This window comes from Pseudomonas sp. LBUM1655, from assembly GCF_059716085.1.
In genome coordinates, this window is record NZ_CP166801.1 from 2,927,098 (window position 1) to 2,944,119 (window position 17,022).

The 17,022-nt window shown below is 57.5% G+C and carries 18 protein-coding genes; 10 read left to right on the top strand and 8 right to left on the bottom strand.

The features are described from left to right. The first annotated feature begins 6 nt into the window (after positions 1–6). The 5 genes from ACA074_RS13125 (at position 7) to ACA074_RS13145 (ending at position 3,884) form a co-directional block, all read left to right on the top strand. The gene (locus ACA074_RS13125) at positions 7–636 is read left to right on the top strand and encodes a DNA repair protein (protein ID WP_187680430.1); all 630 of its coding nucleotides are present in this window, start codon (positions 7–9) and stop codon (positions 634–636) included. 43 nt (positions 637–679) lie between these two features. Continuing rightward, positions 680–1,150 carry a YbjN domain-containing protein gene (locus tag ACA074_RS13130; RefSeq protein WP_497679209.1) on the top strand — a complete coding sequence of 157 codons (471 nt, stop codon included), beginning with the start codon at positions 680–682 and terminating at the stop codon, positions 1,148–1,150. After that, positions 1,147–2,094, top strand: coding sequence for a peptidylprolyl isomerase (locus tag ACA074_RS13135; protein WP_497679210.1), 948 nt, complete (start codon positions 1,147–1,149; stop codon positions 2,092–2,094). Before ACA074_RS13130 ends, ACA074_RS13135 begins: the two co-directional genes overlap by 4 nt. A gap of 158 nt (positions 2,095–2,252) precedes the next feature. After that, positions 2,253–3,236 carry a LysR substrate-binding domain-containing protein gene (locus tag ACA074_RS13140; RefSeq protein ID WP_497679211.1) on the top strand — a complete coding sequence of 328 codons (984 nt, stop codon included), beginning with the start codon at positions 2,253–2,255 and terminating at the stop codon, positions 3,234–3,236. Between the two features lie 129 nt (positions 3,237–3,365). Beyond that, a complete protein-coding gene (locus tag ACA074_RS13145; RefSeq protein ID WP_497679212.1) occupies positions 3,366–3,884 on the top strand; it encodes a GNAT family N-acetyltransferase in 519 nt (172 codons plus the stop codon). A 1-nt stretch (position 3,885) separates the two neighbouring features. On the opposite strand, the gene ACA074_RS13150 is transcribed toward ACA074_RS13145, so the two are convergent. From ACA074_RS13150 to ACA074_RS13170, 5 genes are all read right to left on the bottom strand, one after another. After that, positions 3,886–4,578: an aspartate/glutamate racemase family protein gene (locus ACA074_RS13150; RefSeq protein ID WP_497679213.1), complete on the bottom strand. Its 693-nt coding sequence runs from the start codon at positions 4,576–4,578 to the stop codon at positions 3,886–3,888. Between the two features lie 113 nt (positions 4,579–4,691). Continuing rightward, the gene (locus ACA074_RS13155) at positions 4,692–5,144 is read right to left on the bottom strand and encodes a DUF2599 domain-containing protein (protein WP_489879798.1); all 453 of its coding nucleotides are present in this window, start codon (positions 5,142–5,144) and stop codon (positions 4,692–4,694) included. Positions 5,145–5,363: 219 nt separating this feature from the next. After that, complete coding sequence (locus ACA074_RS13160; protein ID WP_497679214.1) at positions 5,364–6,083, bottom strand: halovibrin HvnC; 720 nt, start codon at positions 6,081–6,083, stop codon at positions 5,364–5,366. Between the two features lie 118 nt (positions 6,084–6,201). Further along, the gene (locus ACA074_RS13165; protein ID WP_497679215.1) at positions 6,202–7,158 is read right to left on the bottom strand and encodes a halovibrin HvnC; all 957 of its coding nucleotides are present in this window, start codon (positions 7,156–7,158) and stop codon (positions 6,202–6,204) included. Positions 7,159–7,229: 71 nt separating this feature from the next. Continuing rightward, positions 7,230–8,615 (bottom strand): hypothetical protein, encoded by a 1,386-nt coding sequence (locus ACA074_RS13170; RefSeq protein ID WP_489879801.1) that lies wholly within the window; start codon positions 8,613–8,615, stop codon positions 7,230–7,232. 214 nt (positions 8,616–8,829) lie between these two features. Between ACA074_RS13170 and ACA074_RS13175 the strand changes: the two genes are divergently transcribed. Beyond that, a complete protein-coding gene (locus ACA074_RS13175) occupies positions 8,830–9,321 on the top strand; it encodes a hypothetical protein (protein WP_489879802.1) in 492 nt (163 codons plus the stop codon). Between the two features lie 88 nt (positions 9,322–9,409). Here ACA074_RS13175 and ACA074_RS13180 read toward each other — a convergent pair whose 3' ends face one another. The 3 genes from ACA074_RS13180 to ccoN all read right to left on the bottom strand — a co-directional run bounded on the left by ACA074_RS13180 (position 9,410) and on the right by ccoN (position 12,256). Further along, positions 9,410–10,324, bottom strand: coding sequence for a halovibrin HvnA (locus ACA074_RS13180; RefSeq protein ID WP_489879803.1), 915 nt, complete (start codon positions 10,322–10,324; stop codon positions 9,410–9,412). 267 nt (positions 10,325–10,591) lie between these two features. Next, positions 10,592–10,813 (bottom strand): cbb3-type cytochrome c oxidase subunit 3, encoded by a 222-nt coding sequence (locus ACA074_RS13185; protein WP_489879804.1) that lies wholly within the window; start codon positions 10,811–10,813, stop codon positions 10,592–10,594. A 15-nt stretch (positions 10,814–10,828) separates the two neighbouring features. Beyond that, the gene (gene ccoN, locus ACA074_RS13190; protein WP_401265016.1) at positions 10,829–12,256 is read right to left on the bottom strand and encodes a cytochrome-c oxidase, cbb3-type subunit I; all 1,428 of its coding nucleotides are present in this window, start codon (positions 12,254–12,256) and stop codon (positions 10,829–10,831) included. Positions 12,257–12,587: 331 nt separating this feature from the next. Here ccoN and nirA point away from each other — a divergent pair, with 331 nt between their 5' ends. The 4 genes from nirA to ACA074_RS13210 all read left to right on the top strand — a co-directional run bounded on the left by nirA (position 12,588) and on the right by ACA074_RS13210 (position 16,835). Continuing rightward, the gene (gene nirA, locus ACA074_RS13195) at positions 12,588–14,261 is read left to right on the top strand and encodes a nitrite reductase NirA (protein WP_497679216.1); all 1,674 of its coding nucleotides are present in this window, start codon (positions 12,588–12,590) and stop codon (positions 14,259–14,261) included. Then, on the top strand, positions 14,258–14,737 hold the full coding sequence (locus ACA074_RS13200) for a DUF934 domain-containing protein (protein ID WP_187678292.1): 480 nt from the start codon (positions 14,258–14,260) through the stop codon (positions 14,735–14,737). Before nirA ends, ACA074_RS13200 begins: the two co-directional genes overlap by 4 nt. 141 nt (positions 14,738–14,878) lie before the next feature. Next, a complete protein-coding gene (locus tag ACA074_RS13205) occupies positions 14,879–15,853 on the top strand; it encodes a hypothetical protein (RefSeq protein WP_489879807.1) in 975 nt (324 codons plus the stop codon). 310 nt (positions 15,854–16,163) lie between these two features. Next, positions 16,164–16,835, top strand: coding sequence for a DUF3313 domain-containing protein (locus ACA074_RS13210; protein WP_497679217.1), 672 nt, complete (start codon positions 16,164–16,166; stop codon positions 16,833–16,835). Positions 16,836–17,022: the final 187 nt, after the last annotated feature.

The window sequence follows — 17,022 nt, forward strand, 5'->3', positions numbered from 1 at the left end:
ACGATCATGCACGCACGAGTTTTACTGTTGGGGCTGAGTTTTTTCATCGCGCACGGGGCGAGCGCCGAAGGCATGGAAGAGCGCTTGCGCACCCAGTTGCGCAGCACTACCCAGCAGTTACAGGCCCTGCAAAGTCAGCAGGCCCAGGCCAGCGCCGCGCAACTGGCGGCGCAGAACGAGGCCAAAGCCGCCCAGGCGCAAATCAAGCAATTGAGCGCCGAACTGGCCAAGGCCAAAGGCGTCGCCGAGCAACTCGCCGGGCAGCAGCAGAGCCTGCACAGCCAGGCTCAGGCGCAAGTGGCGGCCAGTAACGAGCAAACCGGCAAGTTCAAAAAGGCCTATGACGAGCTGTTGGTCATGGCCCGTGCCAAAGAGGCAGAACGGTCTAAGCTTCAAGCGCAATTGGCTGAACGTGACACACAAGTGCAGCAATGTTCAGTCAAGAATCAGCAGATGTACGGCGTCGCCAAACAGATCCTCACTGCCTACGAAAACATCGACGTGGCCGAGGTGATGAAGATCCGCCAGCCCTTCGCGGGCAGCGCCCGGGTCAAGTTCGATGAACTGGCCCAGGGGTTGGGTGACGACCTCTACAAGACTCAATTCGACGCGCCGCAAGCCGCGCTCTTGCACTGATTAAAAAGCCTGATTTAAAAGACTGATAAACAAGGAAGAAGTAATGACTCAATTGATCAGCCATGTTTCTCCACAATCCCTGACCGACGTTCTGCAAGCCGCCGGTTATCGCGTCAACCAGACCGAACAGAACGGCATCTTCCAGTTGCTCAGCGCCAGCCAGGGCATCGGCTACGCCGTGCGCTTCGGCAACCCGGCGGCGGAGCAGGGTAGCTATGTCGATTTCACTTTCAGCTGTGCGCTGCGAGTGCAGGGTGAGTTGCCAGTCGGTGTGGCCGAGCAGTGGAACGCGACTCGACGTTTTGCCCGGTTGTCGTTGCAGGGCGAGTTTCTGGTGATGGAAATGGACGTGGTGCTGGCCGCCGGCGTCAGCAACGATCACCTGCGCGGCAATCTGGAATTGTGGGATCGCCTGTTGCAGGAGTTCATCGTTTACCTGCGTGACTTCAGTCAGACCGCTCAAGCCTCGGCTGCAAAAGTGGCCGTCGCCGAGCAAGAGGAAGTCGCCCTGTGAAAAAGCCTGCCATGGTGATCGGCGCTGGAGCAGTGGCGCTGTTGGTGGTGGCCGTGGCGCTGGTGGTGCGACCGGGCAGTGACCCGGTCGCCGCCCAGCAATCGTCGCCGGTGGCGGCGGTTGCTACGGGGCCGGCGGTGGCGCGGTTGGGCAATCAGCAGGTGTCACCGCAGGAATTGCAGACATTGCTGGCCACTGTCCCGCCAGAAACCCGTGAACAACTGCGCGGTAATCGTGAAACGCTGGAGCGCTGGATTCGTGCGCGTCTGGCCGAGAAAGCGGTGCTGGAACAGGCCGATGCGCAGGGGTGGGCACAGCGTCCGGACGTCGCGCGACAGACCCGTGCGGCGACTGAGCAGATTGTTTTTCGCGATTATTTGCGTTCGGTCAGCGAAGTGCCGGCGGATTACCCGAGTACGGCCGATTTGCAGAAAGCCTATGACGCGGGCAAGGCGAACTGGCAGACCCCGGCTTTGTATCGGGTCAGCCAGATTTTCCTTGGGGTGAATGAACCGCAGAATTTTGAAGCAGTACGCAAACTGGCGGCGGAACTGAGCAAAAAGGCTCAGGCGACACCGGGGGATTTTGCGGCGCTGGCGACCCAGTATTCGCAGGATCGCGTGACGGCTGAACGTGGCGGCGATACCGGTCTGCAACCCTTGCAGCAACTGGTACCGGAAGTGCGCGGCACGGTGGCGCGACTGAAGGTTGGTGCGATTTCCGATCCGGTGCAAAGCGCGGCCGGGTTTCATGTGATCAAACTCACCGAGCAGCAACCGGCGCGTACCGCGACCCTCGATGAACTGCGTGATCAACTGACCCAGGCTTTACGAGCCCAGCGTCAGGAGCAGATTGCCCAGGCGTATCTGGACGGGATGCTCAATACCGCGACGTTGAGTATTGATGGGGCTGAACTGAACAAAATTCTCGAGGAAAAACAATAGTCCTGATTCACCGCAGATGCCCTGTGGGAGCGAGCCTGCTCGCGAAAGCGTCGGTCAATCCAATATCGTTGGTACCTGACGCACCGTATTCGCGAGCAGGCTCGCTCCCACATTTAAACCGAGGCGTTTCCAGTACAAAGATCGACAGGGAGTCATCGATGTCATTCACCGAACCCGCAGGACGACAGGGCAGCGCCGAATTTCGCTGGGCGCAGGACGAAAGTGAACCCTGGCTCGGGCAAGCCGCGATGATCGACACCGAAATCGCGCAATACTTTCTGGTCAGCGCCCGCTGCGGCTGCTTTATGCAAGCGGCGCGCAGCCTTAACGTGCGATCGACCCTGCTGCGCAAACAACTGGCGCAGCTGGAGCAAGAACTTCAACATTCCCTGTTCAGCTTTCATGGCAGCGCCTTGAGCCTGACCCGCGAAGGCCTGCAACTTCAGGCAAAACTGGTTGCTCTGGCCAATGAGCGCAAACTGCCAGTGGTCGAGCAACCGCTGATTCGCCTGGCGGTCGCCGAATCGATCCTGCACGACATCCTCGGCCGCGACCTGATTGCGCTGCTGCGGCGTAACGCCAGCGTGCGTCTGGAAATCATCGCCCTCGACAGCGAACTGTCGCTGCGCGCCGTCAGCGCCGATGTCGTCCTGTGGCTGGCCCACGGCGAAACCCCGCATCCCGGCCCGACCTTCGCCACCAGCGAACCACAGCGACTCGCGAGCCTGGACTACCTGCCACACATCGCCAAACGCTACTCTCGCGTTACCGCGCGCCCCGACAGCCCCGACGACCTCGCCGATTTCATGCTGGTGCAATGGCAGCACGATCAGCAGATCGACAGTTTTCGACCATGGAATAACCTTGTCGAACAACGTCTGGCCGGCGTGGTGCAAATGCAGTCTTATGAGCTGATGCTGGAGATGATCCGGTGCAGTGCCTGCATTGGTTTGCTGCCGATGTACATGAGCCGCTATGACCGTGGACTGGTGGCGCTGCCAGGGTTGTTCGAGGAGCCGATGCGATTGCAGGCGTGGCTGGCGGTGAATGCCGATTCGCAACACATCGCCGAAGTACAAACCCTGCTCGACCTCATTCACCACACCTTCGACGAACGCCAGGAATGGTTCCACCCAGGTTGATCGTTACCACTCAGAGCGCGGGAACGATCAAAGATCAAAAGATCGCAGCCTTTGGCAGCTCCAGTTTGAATGTGTCGGGTCGTGCGGTTTAGAGTGGTCGGCCACACATCGATCCAGGACGGATCTGCCATGCCCGACCACAACCCCGCCATTCATATCGAACGCTTCAACGAATCCCACGTCGAGGCCGTTACTGCGCTGTACAACGATCAAGCCGTGGCCCGCCAGGTGTTGCAGATGCCGTTTCAGTCCGTCGAGGTCTGGCGGCAACGGGTGATGGCGGATAACGAGCGGGCGGTGAAACTGGTGGCGCTGCATCAGGGCGAGGTGATCGGCCATTTGGGCCTGGAACATTATTCGCGGATTCGCCGCAGCCACGCCGGCAGCATCGGCATGGGCGTGGCGGTGGCCTGGCAGGGCAAAGGCGTGGGTTCAAAATTGCTGGCGGCGGCGCTGGACGTTGCCGACAACTGGATGAACCTGCACCGCGTCGAACTCACGGTATACGCCGACAACGAAGCGGCCATCGGCCTCTATCGCAAGTTCGGCTTCGAAAACGAAGGCCTGTTCCGTGACTACGCGGTGCGCGACGGGCAATGGGTGGACACTCTGAGCATGGCCCGCCTGCGCCGCTCGCCTAAAGCCTGACTCAGTCGCCCAGCGCAAACGCCACCGCCGACTGCGCATGCAGTTCGGTGGTGTCGAGCAGGGGCAGGGCGCTGTGTTCGGGTTTCACCAGCATGCCGATTTCCGTGCAGCCGAGAATGATCGCCTGGGCGCCACGCGCGGTCAGTGATTCGATCACCTGCTGATAAATCTTGCGCGAAGCCTCACTGATCACCCCGACGCACAGTTCTTCGTAGATGATCCGATGCACGTCTTTGCGCTCGGCCTCGTTCGGCACCAACACCGTCAGGCCTTGGGCAATCAGGCGTTGCTTGAGGAAGTCCTGCTCCATGGTGAAGGCCGTGCCGAGTAGCCCGACGGTACCGGCGTCAATCGCCAAAGCCGCGTGCGCTGCCGGTTCGGCAATGTGCAGGAACGGAATGCTGATCGCCGCCTGAATCTGCTCCGCTACCTTATGCATCGTGTTGGTACACAGCACCACGCACTCCGCGCCGCCGGCCTCAAGCCTGCGCGCCGCATCCACCAGAATCGCCGCCGCATCGTCCCAGCGCCCGGCGTGCTGGGCTTGTTCGACGGGGCCGAAATCTACGCTGTACATCAACACTTGTGCCGAGCGCAGTGGACCGAGACGGTCACGCACCTGTTGATTGATGAGTCGATAGTATTCGGCGCTGGACTCCCAGCTCATGCCGCCGATCAGGCCGATGGTGCGCATTGAAATTCCTCAGGCAATGGCCTGGATCGACCCAGGCCTGCTCCGAGTTTCCGTTGGTTCAATGACGGATACCAGCGTCAAATGAACTGTATCGCTCATCTATCACACAGGTGTCATGGTGCCTTTTCCGGCAATGGGATGACGTGATTGCATCCGGCTTCCAGCGTTTTGGCATACCCCACATCCGGGCGCCACGGCTCCAGATTCCATTGTGGCTTGTCACGAGCTATAGCCAAATGGCAAATCAACTGGTGACGCATGCCATGCGTGTTTTGCCAGTAGCGACTATTGGAGTAGTCGCGTGTGAGTTCATCCCATATGTAAGCTGTGCTCGGCTCCAGTGTCCTCCTCGCACATGGCGTGGGAGTGATAGAAAGCGACCACTCGTAGTCCCGGTAGAACCAGTGCGCGCCTTCGATGTATTTATTACAGCGCTCTGTGACGACGATGAAGCTGTCTCCGGGCTCCGTAACTTGCGCAGGGGCGGCAGAAATGCTGAGTGTTGTCAGACTGGCGCCTGCCAGTAAACACGAGATGAGCTTCGAGGGCGCGTTGAGCACGTTCATTGGTTGATTCCCTGATCTGCTGCAAAGCAGGTGAATGCGGCCTTACCGGTTAAGACGGTGGGAAGCGCCACACGAATGACCGGTACGACAAATTTTCGGGTTGGTGGAGTTGTAAAAATCCCTTTGGTTGTATTGCGCATCTGCGAGCGCTTTAGGGTCGTTTATTGCTGGCAGTTAAAAGAACGCAAGTATTGGTAAAACGTTTGGTTTGCCGGCGGCTCAGGTTTTAACGAGTAAGTCGTTCCATTGGCTGAGTCCTGTTGTGCCTAGCAGTGATTTGGCGCGTAACGACTGATAAAAGGCCGGGCGGGCCCGCATATTGCGCTCGTCCCTCACGTCAAATTCGCACTGGCGCCTGTTTTGGTCGTCAGGTGCCGAACTCCAGGCGCTCTTGTATTGCTTGCCCGTGGTGATACCAGCGTCTTGGCAATGTCCGCTATTCGGGTAAGACGGGTGGGCCACACACACAGCGGTTGCGCTGCGATACCACCCGTAGGAGTCCATGGGGCAGGAACACAGCACCTTCAGTTGATCGGTATTGGCAGACCTTTCCAGTACGGGATAAAGAATGTAGACATTGGCATTGGTTTTATTTAAGGCGAACTTGTCAAAGTTGGTATCAGCTCGCAAGTAGGAGAAGTTGACCCCGCCATTTTTTATTGAGGTAGGGCTGGAGGCCCAAACTTTATAAGTGTTGTTCGAATCTTTGTTCGTGACCCTTGTCATTACACCTGAGCACAGAAACGCAGATGACGAATTCACTGTGTTGCAATTTGGAAGCTGGCGACCGTACAGCGTAGTGAGATAAGCAACTGTGGCCGCGCCATCCAATCTCTGGCTCTGAACACTGTTCCCGCTGATGACATCAGGCGTTTGCGATACAGGCTGTGCGCAACCAACCAAAAGAGCGAAAAACAGTAGTCCGATTATTCTGTTCATCATTTCTCTTCGTCCGGTTTTAACGCACTTGAAAGAAGGAATCCACTTTGTTTGTCAAACTTTACTCGTTAGCAATTACGCAAAGGTGCCGCGCACTTCGGCGTTACGCTGAATGCGCTTATGGCGTAATCGTCTGATCTGCACGGAGATATTCGAACTTCGCTGTGCCTGGAGTGCTGGCCGAGGGGACAAGACGAATGATCGGCACGATGATTTTCGGGGTGGTCGAGTTGTAGAAATCCCGCTGATTGTATTGAGCATCGGCCAGGGCCTGCCCACCTTGCGTGTAGAAGAAGGCGATGATTGGAAACTTGTTCGCCGGGAACGATTGCGCACAAGACTTCCCTGGATCGGTGCTGAGGGGGTCGCACCAGGTCTTGATTGTGACCTCGTTGTGCTCATTGACTCCACTCATGTTCACCAGGCTTCTGGCGCGGATGGACTGATAAAAGGCCGGGCCGGCCAGCGCATTGCGACCGTCACTCACGTCGAACCCGCACTGCCGCTGGTTGGGGTTGCCGCCCGGTATCTTCCACACGGCGAGCCACTGTTCTGCGGTCGTTACCCCTGCGTCCTGGCACAGTTTGCTTTGAGCCGGATAGCTTGGGTGCGGACCGCACGGCTTGTCTGCCTGACGTGTGTGGGACCACGCGTCGTAAGGGTAAGCGCACAGATAGTGCATTTTGAATTTGTCGACGGGCGCTTCTAGGACGGGGTAGAGGATGTAACCGTTTGCACGCTCATAGGCGAAGCGACCGAAGTCCGCATCCGCCCGCAAGTATGAAAATGCCACACCTCCCTGTCTCACCGAAAACGGGCTGGGTTCCCAGACTTTATAACTGGTGCTCTTCACAGTGACCCGTATCGTCACGCCGGAACAGAGAAACGCAGGTTGCGAATTTACTTTGTTGCAGTTGGGGAATTTGCGCCCGTATAGCGTTTGCAGATAAGCGGCGATGGCGAAGCCATCCACTGCTTGCGTACTGCTGACGTTAATCACATCCGGTGGTTGTAGGCTGGTTTGTGAACAGCCGACCAACAGGATGATTAACATTGCAGCTATTAGGTGGCGCATAACGCTGTCCTTATTGTCATCAGTAAACTGAATCCGTTAATGGGGGACTGTTGTGCTGTGTTCCGACCTGCTCAGAGGGGCACGCGTAAGTACCAGGAAAAGATGATCGGCTCGTCTGTACCGGTTTTTCTGAGGGTGAAGTTGAACAGCCCCAGCTTCCCTTTGTTCGGTATGATCCAGCTCGTCGGGACAGGAACGTTGGTATAAGACGCCTGGGTGATGTCGAACTCTTCACTGTCGTAGCGATCCGTTCCAACGGTCAAAGAGATCCGGGCTTTGTAAGCCGCTTCGAGGGCAGGGTAGTAAATTCTCAGGTTGTCCTTGGCAGTGTTCAGCGTCGGCTCGGGTAGATGGTGTTTTTGTCCAGTAACGGTCAGGTCCAGATCTCGTGATGGGATGTTGTTATCGGTACCAGGTAACCGCACGGTATAAGACACCTCTGCGCCGCTGCCGAGGGTGTCCACCACTTCCTGGCGCGGCACTCGAAACTGTAAGGTCTGGCCGGCACTTGCCACGGTCTGAATCTCGCTGCCATAAGTGTTGTTACGGCCCAACCAGTACACCTTAACGCTCTGCCCTTTATCGGAACCTGTGTAGTTCACCTCGACAGTGGCGTGCTGCGCGGAATAAAAGTCGCGAACAAAATTCAATACCGTGCCGTTGGCGTCCTTGGCTTCCAGGACTTTGGGCTGGAGCAGATCCAGCTCGATTTTGCGGATGTGTACGTCAACAAGCGTGGTCCTCGACCAGATTGCCTGCGGACCCGAGCTATTACCGAGCTGGTCGACCACCCTGAAACGCAGGGCGAATTTCGGGTTGTCTTGCCAGAAGTTGGCGGTGGTGAGCGTCAATACCACACGGCGGGCGGTCACTTGGGCCGCGGTCACCTTATGCGATATGTTTCGACCGTCACAATCGAGCGTGATGACGTCGTGTTCTCGCATGTAAACATAACTCAGAGTGACCTCCACTCCGCGTGCTGCCCGGTCGGCATTGATGCCATCGGTAATCACGTCGGCCGGAAGGGCCATGAGCAGATTCGGGTTGTCGCCGGCGCCGGTGATCTCGCCGGCCGGTCGCGGCGTGTGGTAAAGCACAACCAGTGGATCAGAGGTTTCCTCGTTCCCGCTGATCCGCTCTACCCGTAAGCGAAGCTGATTGATGCCTTCATTCAAAAGATCCGCCGGCAAATTCATATCGAATCGCTTGTTCTCTTCACCCGGCTGAATTGTTTTATGGGCTACCGAGGTATCGGACTGGTTGAGCAACACATCGCCGAAGTCAAAAGCGGACTGATTGGTCCAGGGGTCGACGACCAGTTGGATGTTTCCATTCGAGATCAAAGAAAGTGGCAAGCCACAGTGCGGTTTCTCCGGGTGCTCCACTGACGTAACGCAGCCGGGAATAATGACCGGGTAGATTTTCAGCGGTTTTTCATCGTCGATCTGCTGTGACATCGCGAATGCTCCAATTTGCATCATTAATGGATAGAGGGATTTAAAACCTATGGGGGGCGGGTGCCTACTGTCAGATCTGACAGGTAAATGCGGCTAGTACATACCGTCCGTCGCATTAATACGTGGTAGATGACTACGAAACCGGCGATTGGCGTACGCGCAGACTTCGATCTGCCACTATCGAACTTCGCAGGCTCCCCCGAGGAACGCAGCAATGAACGACGTACAACAATTGGGCGAAATGCTTCGTCATTACGCCGAAAGCGAAGCGCACAAGAAGCAACTGTTCGAGACGCAATCTGCTGCATGGGCTACGCGAATTACCGAGCTGTTCGGCAATATCGAGCAATGGCTCGAGCCAGTGCAGACACCGCATCTGCTGGAGGTCAGCCGTGAGGCGTACGTGGCGTTCGGGCCGAGCACGCCGGTCGAAACCTCTACCTTCAAGACAGAGAAGCTAACGATCGTGATTGCTGGCAAACCGGTGGAGTTCGTGCCTGATGTGATGGGCAGCGCGGGGCAGATTTCCCTGGCGGTGATGGGATTGACGGCGGCGCGTTACGGCAGCATTTCGCTGGCAGGGTTGCCGGGGGGAGAGTGGCAGTGGCGCAAAACCAACGGTTTGAAGGACCCGGACACGTTTGTGTTCGATGCAGACTTTCTGGCACTTCAGTTGCAAGGTCTGATCCCCCGCGATCGCTCCTGAGCGCATCTCCCCTATATGGCTGCCGCAGGCTGCGACCTTTGATTATGTTGTTGAAGACACGATCAAAAAATGGCACCTGCGGCCTGAGTTATTTGACTTGGTCCGCCGCGCTGTAAATGAACTGTGCGTCGGTAGACAGGCTGGTTGGCAGGACGATCTTTATGATCGGAACCACCTTTCCACCCGTTGAGTCGAAGAAATCCTTTTGGTCGAATTGAGCGCCCGCCAGGCCATCTTGAAGATAAAAGAATGCCTCGATGGGCAGTTCTTTCGGGATGTTCTGGGGCCATGTAGCCAAAACCAGCTCGGTGTAATCATGCTGGCCGGCAAAGAAGCCGCCCAATTGGTGCGCACGGATGGTCTGGTAAAAAGAATCCGCGCCTAGATTATTCATGGAGTCGCGAACATCGAAGCTGCAAATATTCCAAATGTTTGCCCGGCGATTTTCTATCCAGCCCTCGGCAGTGGTGATTCCGATGGTCTGGCAGCGGCGGCTGCGGTCAGGTGAATAGGGATGTGCGCCACATCCGGGTGCATCTCTCAACTGTGTAGCGCCGTCGAGCGGGTAGGAACAGAGTATTTCAATCTGGCGTGTACCGACGGGCCGCGACAGCACAGGGAAAAAAATGTAGCCATTCTTCTGGGCAAACACGAGGCCGGTGAATTTGGCGTCCTTGCTCAAATACGAAAAAGACACGCCGCCGCTTTTCTGGGAATGAGGGCTGGGGTTCCAGGCCTTGTAATCAGGCGACGGAACGGTTGAGCGTAAAACGATGCCGCGGCAAAGGAACGCCGGCATCGAAGCTGAACCACAATGGATTCTGACATCGTTATAGCGTGCGGTCAGGTTGGCTGCGACTTGCGCACCGGTTTGCGTAGCACTTGAAGTCGTACTGGTGACGCCATACTCGTGATCAGGGGGTGATGACGTTATGTATTCGCCACTTCTGCAACCCGCGAAAGAAAGCATCAGTACCAGCAGCCATACGTAGGTCTTGTTCAATGCCTGTCTCCTAATCTGCCATGGAGGCACATCGCGTCTTGCACCCGATACATCGCACCCTTCGGAAGGGATTCAACCCATAAAAATGAGTGTTGACTAGCTGTCAGAGTTGACAGGTTACGGAGAGTTGGGGAAGGGGCTATTTTAATGGGTTGGTCACAATACAAGACTGGCGCAGATCACGATCTTTTCACTTTGGTTTGAGCAAGATCAAAGATCGCAACTGCGCTTCATTCGGCAGCACCTCGTATCTACAGGGAAAAGGGCTCACATATCCAGGTTGACCCAACCCGGCTTCGGCACCTCCGGCGCGACCGCTTTCACCGCCTTGCCCGTAGCCAACTCAACCCGCCGCGCCACCTCCGGATCATCGGCAAACGGCACCATACTTGCGTCGTCGAGGCTTTCTGCGGTTTGATGCCGCAAGCAGTACTCCACCGCCAGCCACAAAAAAACCACCCCCAACACATTCAAGAAAACATCGAACATGACCGGCTCCCTGCCTCAGGCGATCTGCGCTTCGCTGTGCGCCAGTGCAACATCCGCCACCCGCACCGTACGCCAAACGTTGTAAGCCATCAGTAACATGCCGCTGAGGAAGAACACCCCACCGGCAAAGCGCACGATGAATCCCGGATGACTGGCTTGCAGCGCCTCGACAAACGAATACGTCAGCGTGCCGTCCTCGTTGATCGCCCGCCACATCAGGCCTTGGGTAATGCCGTTGACCCACATCGAAGCGATGTACAGGACGGTGCCAATGGTCGCCAGCCAGAAGTGCAGGTTGATCAGCGGCGTGCTGTACATCTGCTCGCGGCCGAAGACTTTCGGCACCATGTGATAAGTCGCGCCGAACGTGATCATCGCCACCCAGCCCAATGCGCCTGCGTGAACGTGGCCGATGGTCCAGTCGGTGTAGTGGGACAGGGCGTTGACCGTTTTGATCGCCATCATCGGCCCTTCGAACGTCGACATGCCGTAGAAGGCCAGCGACAGCACCAGGAAGCGCAAAATCGGATCGGTGCGCAATTTATGCCAGGCACCCGACAGCGTCATCATGCCGTTGATCATCCCGCCCCAGCTCGGCGCCAGCAGGATCAGTGACATCGCCATGCCCAGCGACTGCGCCCAGTCGGGCAGTGCGGTGTAGTGCAAATGGTGCGGGCCGGCCCAGATGTACAGGGTGATCAGCGCCCAGAAATGCACGATCGACAACCGATACGAATACACCGGCCGGTTGACCTGCTTTGGTACGAAGTAATACATCATTCCGAGGAAACCGGTGGTCAGGAAGAAGCCCACCGCGTTGTGCCCGTACCACCACTGCACCATGGCGTCGGTGGCGCCGGAATACACCGGATACGACTTGAACCAGTCCACCGGAATCGACAGGTGATTGACCACATGCAGCATGGCGATCACCAGAATGAACGCGCCGAAGAACCAGTTGCCGACGTAGATGTGTTTGGTCTTGCGCTGCACCACCGTGGTGAAAAACACCACGGCGTAAGCGACCCAGACCACGGCCATCCACACCGCGCCGGAGAATTCGATCTCGGCATATTCCTTGGTGGTGGTGTAGCCCATCGGCAGGGTGATCAGCATGATCACAATCACCGATTGCCAACCCCAGAAAGTGAACGCGGCGAGCTTGTCCGAATACAGCCGCACCTGGCAGGTGCGCTGCACCGCGTAGTAGCTGGCGGCAAATTGCGCGCTGCCGGCGAAACCGAAAATCACCAGGCTGGTGTGCAGCGGCCGCAAACGGCCGAAGGTGGTCCACGGCAGGTCCAGATTCATCTCTGGCCAAACCAGTTGCGAGGCGATCCATACCCCCATCGCCATCCCCACGACACCCCAGAAAACCGTCGCGATAACGAATTGACGGACGACCTTGTAGTTATAAGCCTGTCCGATTGTTGCTGTGCTCATGGTCAGTTCATCCACGGTTGCAAAGTCTTGCCAGGCCACCCGGTCTGGCACGAGCTGCACTGTAGGAATACCGCTGGAAACAAAACAGGCTCAGGAATCTTTCATTTGTGCGGATCAGATTGAAGTACTGCCTGCGGCGTTCTGCCGCGTCCTGATATGGTTTTTATACATTCAGGTGAATCTGTAACGTCCTGCGCCGTACCTTCATAGTGCCTCTACGAAAACTGTAGGAGTGAGCCTGCTCGCGATCGCGGTGTGCAAGACACACCGCGATCGCGAGCAGGCTCACTCCTACAGGAATTGCGCACAATCCTGATGAGGTAGCCGCTGCATGTATCAATACGACGATTACGACCGCGCACTGGTGTTCGAGCGCGTCGCGCAATTCCGCGATCAGGTCGAGCGCTTCATGGCGGGAGAGTTGAGTGAAGAGGAGTTCCTGCCGCTGCGTCTGCAAAACGGTCTGTACATGCAAAAGCACGCCTATATGCTGCGGGTGGCCATTCCCTACGGCACGCTGAGCGCCGAACAGATGCGCACGCTGGCGAGCATCGCCAGCGACTACGACCGCGGCTACGGCCACTTCACCACGCGGCAAAACATGCAGTTCAACTGGATTGAGCTGAGCGAGGTGCCGGACATCCTCGAACGCCTGGCCCAGGTCAACATGCATGCGATCCAGACCTCCGGCAACTGCGTACGCAACATCACCACTGAAGCGTTTGCCGGGGTCGCGGCGGACGAAATGATCGACCCGCGCCCGCTGGCAGAGATCCTGCGGCAATGGTCGACGATCAACCCTGAATTCCTGTTTCTGCCACGCAAATTCAAGATCGCCATCTGCTCGGCCAAGCAGGATCGGGCGGCGATCATGATGCACGACATCGGCCTCTATCTTTACCCCGGCCGCGATGGGCAAATGCTCCTGCGGGTGATCGTAGGGGGTGGCTTGGGGCGCACGCCGATCCTCGGTTTACAGATTCGCGAAGGTTTGCCGTGGCAGCACTTGTTGTCCTACGTCGAGTCGGTGTTGCGGGTCTACAACCGCCATGGCCGACGCGACAACAAGTACAAGGCGCGGATCAAGATTCTGGTCAAGGCGTTGGGCATCGAGGCGTTCGCCAAGGAAGTCGAAGAGGAATGGCAACACCTGAAGGACGGCCCGGCGCAGTTGACCGACGCAGAGTATCAACGCGTTGCCAGCGCTTTTGTGCCGCCGACCTATCGCACGCTGGCGGATACCGATCTGGACTTCGGCACGCACCTGGCCGAGAGCCCGGCGTTCGCCCGTTGGGTGGCGCGTAACGTGCAGCCGCATAAGGTGCAGGGTTACACCAGCGTCGTGCTGTCGACCAAACCGGGCCTGGCCGCGCCGCCGGGAGACGTCACCGGCTTGCAGATGCTTGCGGTCGCTGACTGGTCGGAGCGTTTCGGTTTCGGCGAGATTCGCATCGCCCATGAGCAGAACATCGTCCTGCCCGATGTGCCGAAAGCCGATCTGTATGCGCTGTGGCAGTTGGCGTGTGAGCTGAATCTGGGGACGGCCAACGTCGGCTTGTTGACCGACATCATTGCCTGCCCTGGTGGGGATTTCTGCGCATTGGCCAATGCCAAGTCGATCCCGATCGCCCAGGCGATTCAGGCGCGCTTCGACAATCTCGATTACCTGCATGATCTGGGTGACATCAGCCTGAACATCTCCGGCTGCATGAACGCTTGCGGTCATCACCACATCGGCAATATCGGCATCCTCGGCGTCGACAAGAACGGCAGCGAGTGGTACCAGATCACCCTCGGTGGCGCGCAGGGCAAGCACAGTGCGCTGGGTAAAGTCATCGGCCCGTCCTTCAGCGCCGCCGAAGTGCCGCAGGTGATCGAGCGGATCATCGGTACCTTCGTGCGCTATCGCGAGAGCGAGGAATTGTTTGTCGATACGTTGACACGTATCGGCCTGGAGCCGTTCAAGGAGCGGGTCTATCCGAAGGTGCTGGAGGTATCGGCATGAACAATCTGTTGCGACTTGAGCAGGGCGTGGCGCGGATTGAAAGGGATGATCCGTGGATGCTGGTGCGTGAGCCGTCGACGCCAAGGCCCGCAGGGTTGTTGATTCTGCCGCTCGCTCATTGGCTGGAATCGCCGTCCACCCACGCGGTGTGGCTGGGGCCGGACGATGAGGTGGAAAGCCTGATTCCGTGGCTGGCATCGCTGCCGCTGATCGCGCTGGACTTCCCGAGTTTTCGCGACGGCCGTGCCTACAGTCAGGCGTACCTGCTGCGTAGCCGTTTCGGTTGGGCAGGGGAGTTGCGCGCGATTGGCGATGTGTTGCGTGATCAACTCAGCCATATGCGCCAATGCGGCTTCGACAGTTTTGCCGTGCGCGAAGACAAGTCGGCCGAAGATGCGCTCAAAGGACTGGCGGGGATGAGCGTGCTGTATGGGCGCTCGGTGATCGAGCCAAGGCCGTTATTCCGCCGCCGCTAACCCTTTGCAGGTGCAGGGGAAACCCTTAGAGCGCCGACGAATCGGGGATTTTTCCTTGGGTCGATGCTGGCCTTTTGGTAGAGTCGCCGTCGCCAGCGGGTTTTCGGCTGGCCGATGGAACCGAAGAAGGGAGTCTGATCAGTGAGTCCGGGCAAGAAAATCCTGGGCCTCACCGCGTTGCTTTTGATGCTGACGCTGTGGGCCAGTTACTTTTATGTATTCAAGGAAAACCGCGACGGCCAACTTGGCGGGGCCGGCCAAAGCACTGCGTGGTGCGGCACTCCGCCGACCAACGAAGCGGCGTTGCTGGGCAAGGATCAACTGACCTTGCGCGTCACCAACAACCTGCGCGGAGAGTTCATGCTCAGCGGTTCTCTGGTGGTGTCCGAGCGCACCTTCAACCGTTATGACCTGAGCCGCAACGAATTGCGCCTGCGTCTGGAACCGTTGCAGTGGTCCTACGGCGTCACGCCAATCTTCCTCGAGCAGGTCAAGGTTCAGCCACTGAGCCGCAATCTCTCGGCCACCAACAAAAGTGCCTACGCCGAACTTGAGCCTCGCCCGATCGGCGTTCAGGGCCAAGTCGCCGAGTTTCCGTTCGACACTTACCGCTATGGCTACAAACCGGTGCTCTACTACCTCAAGGGCAGCGAGCGCATCGACCTGCGCTTCAAGAACATCACCACGCTGATGGAGATGTCCAACACCTTCACACCGATCCAGAAGTACAACCGCGTCGATTACATCAACGAGAAAACCTCGATGATCCGCGACGAAGACTACAAGGCCTACGGCCCGCACGAATGCGCGTTCAGCGTCGAGCGCAAGGGGTCGTTCAAGGTCGTCGTGTTGTTGACGCTGCTGGTGCTGTGCCTGCCGTTGATGCTGGTGTTCTATCGCGAAGAGCCGGGGATCGACTTCCTTGCCACTTTGATGGGCGTTGCGCTGGTCCGGGTGCTGTTGATCGGGCCGGTGGAGGACTTCCGGCTGTACAACATCGACTTCCTGTTTGGTGCGGCGATTTTGTTGGTTGGGACGGTGTCGTTGTACAAGGCAATGCGCGCCAATACCCGGCGCGAGATAAAGCTTCGTAGTGGCGAGACGTCTTCCTGGTAAACCACTTACCCTACAAGAGCTGCCGTCGGCTGCGATCTTTTGATCTTGGTCTTTGCAATCAAAAGATCGCAGCCTGCGGCAGCTCCTGCACGGGGCACCGCAGGTAGCGCAGCAGGGATTATTTCAACGCCGGATCGCCCATGTTCATCTTCTTCCAGCCCTGCAAAAGCACCTGCGCCTTCGGCCGTTGTGATGCGCCGCCCAGCCTTGGGTGAAGATTATGTTTTGCCATCGCAAATGCTCAGGTTTTAGCTATACCTGTAACTCCCCCCTACGCAATAAATCCAGGCCTTCTGACAGGAGTTACAGCATGAAGCCAGCAGTAATGATGGGCACACTGTGCATTGCCACTCTCGCACTGGTGGGTTGTTCCAGCAAAACCGTTGCTCCCGATGAGTATTCCGGGTTTCTCAAGGACTACAGCCAACTCAAGGAGGCCAAGTCACCCTCCGGTGCTGAGGTAATGCGTTGGATCGACCCCAAAGCCGACATTAATAAATTCACCAGCGTCTATATCGAACCGACCCAGCTCTATCCACAGCCGCAACCGACCACAAAGATTCCACAGCAGACTCTCAACGGCATCACCAGCTACTACGATCAGGCACTCAAACGTGAAATCGGCAGGTCTTTGCCATTGGCCAACGGGCCAGGCCCTGGTGTGATGGTGGTGCGTGCGGCGATCACCGCCGTCAGCAGCAAGACCGAAGGCCTCAAACCCTATGAAGTGATCCCTGTTGCGCTGCTGGCTGCGGCTGTCAGCACAGCCAGCGGCATTCGTGATCAGGAAACCACCTTGGCCACCGAGGCGGTGTTTCTTGATGGCGGCAACAACAAAGTGGTTGCTCAGGTAGTACGCAAAGGCACCGGCAAGCCGCTGGCAAACGAATCGCAGGTGATGAAGGCTGATGACGTGAAAAACGTGATCGATGGCTGGGCGTCGGATCTGAACCAGTCTTATCTCAAGCTCAAGTCCAAATAAGCCAATGCTGCAGGCGTTGCCTCAGGCGTGATCTGAGGCAATGCCTAAGGGCTTGGGATCCGAGACTCAAGCACCGACGCCACAACTGACAAACGTCATCGCCGGCAAAAGTGCCGCCGCCAATAGCCATGCATGCATTCTCATTTTCTTCGCCATGACGTCACGATTCTCTGGTGTGCATTGTCGA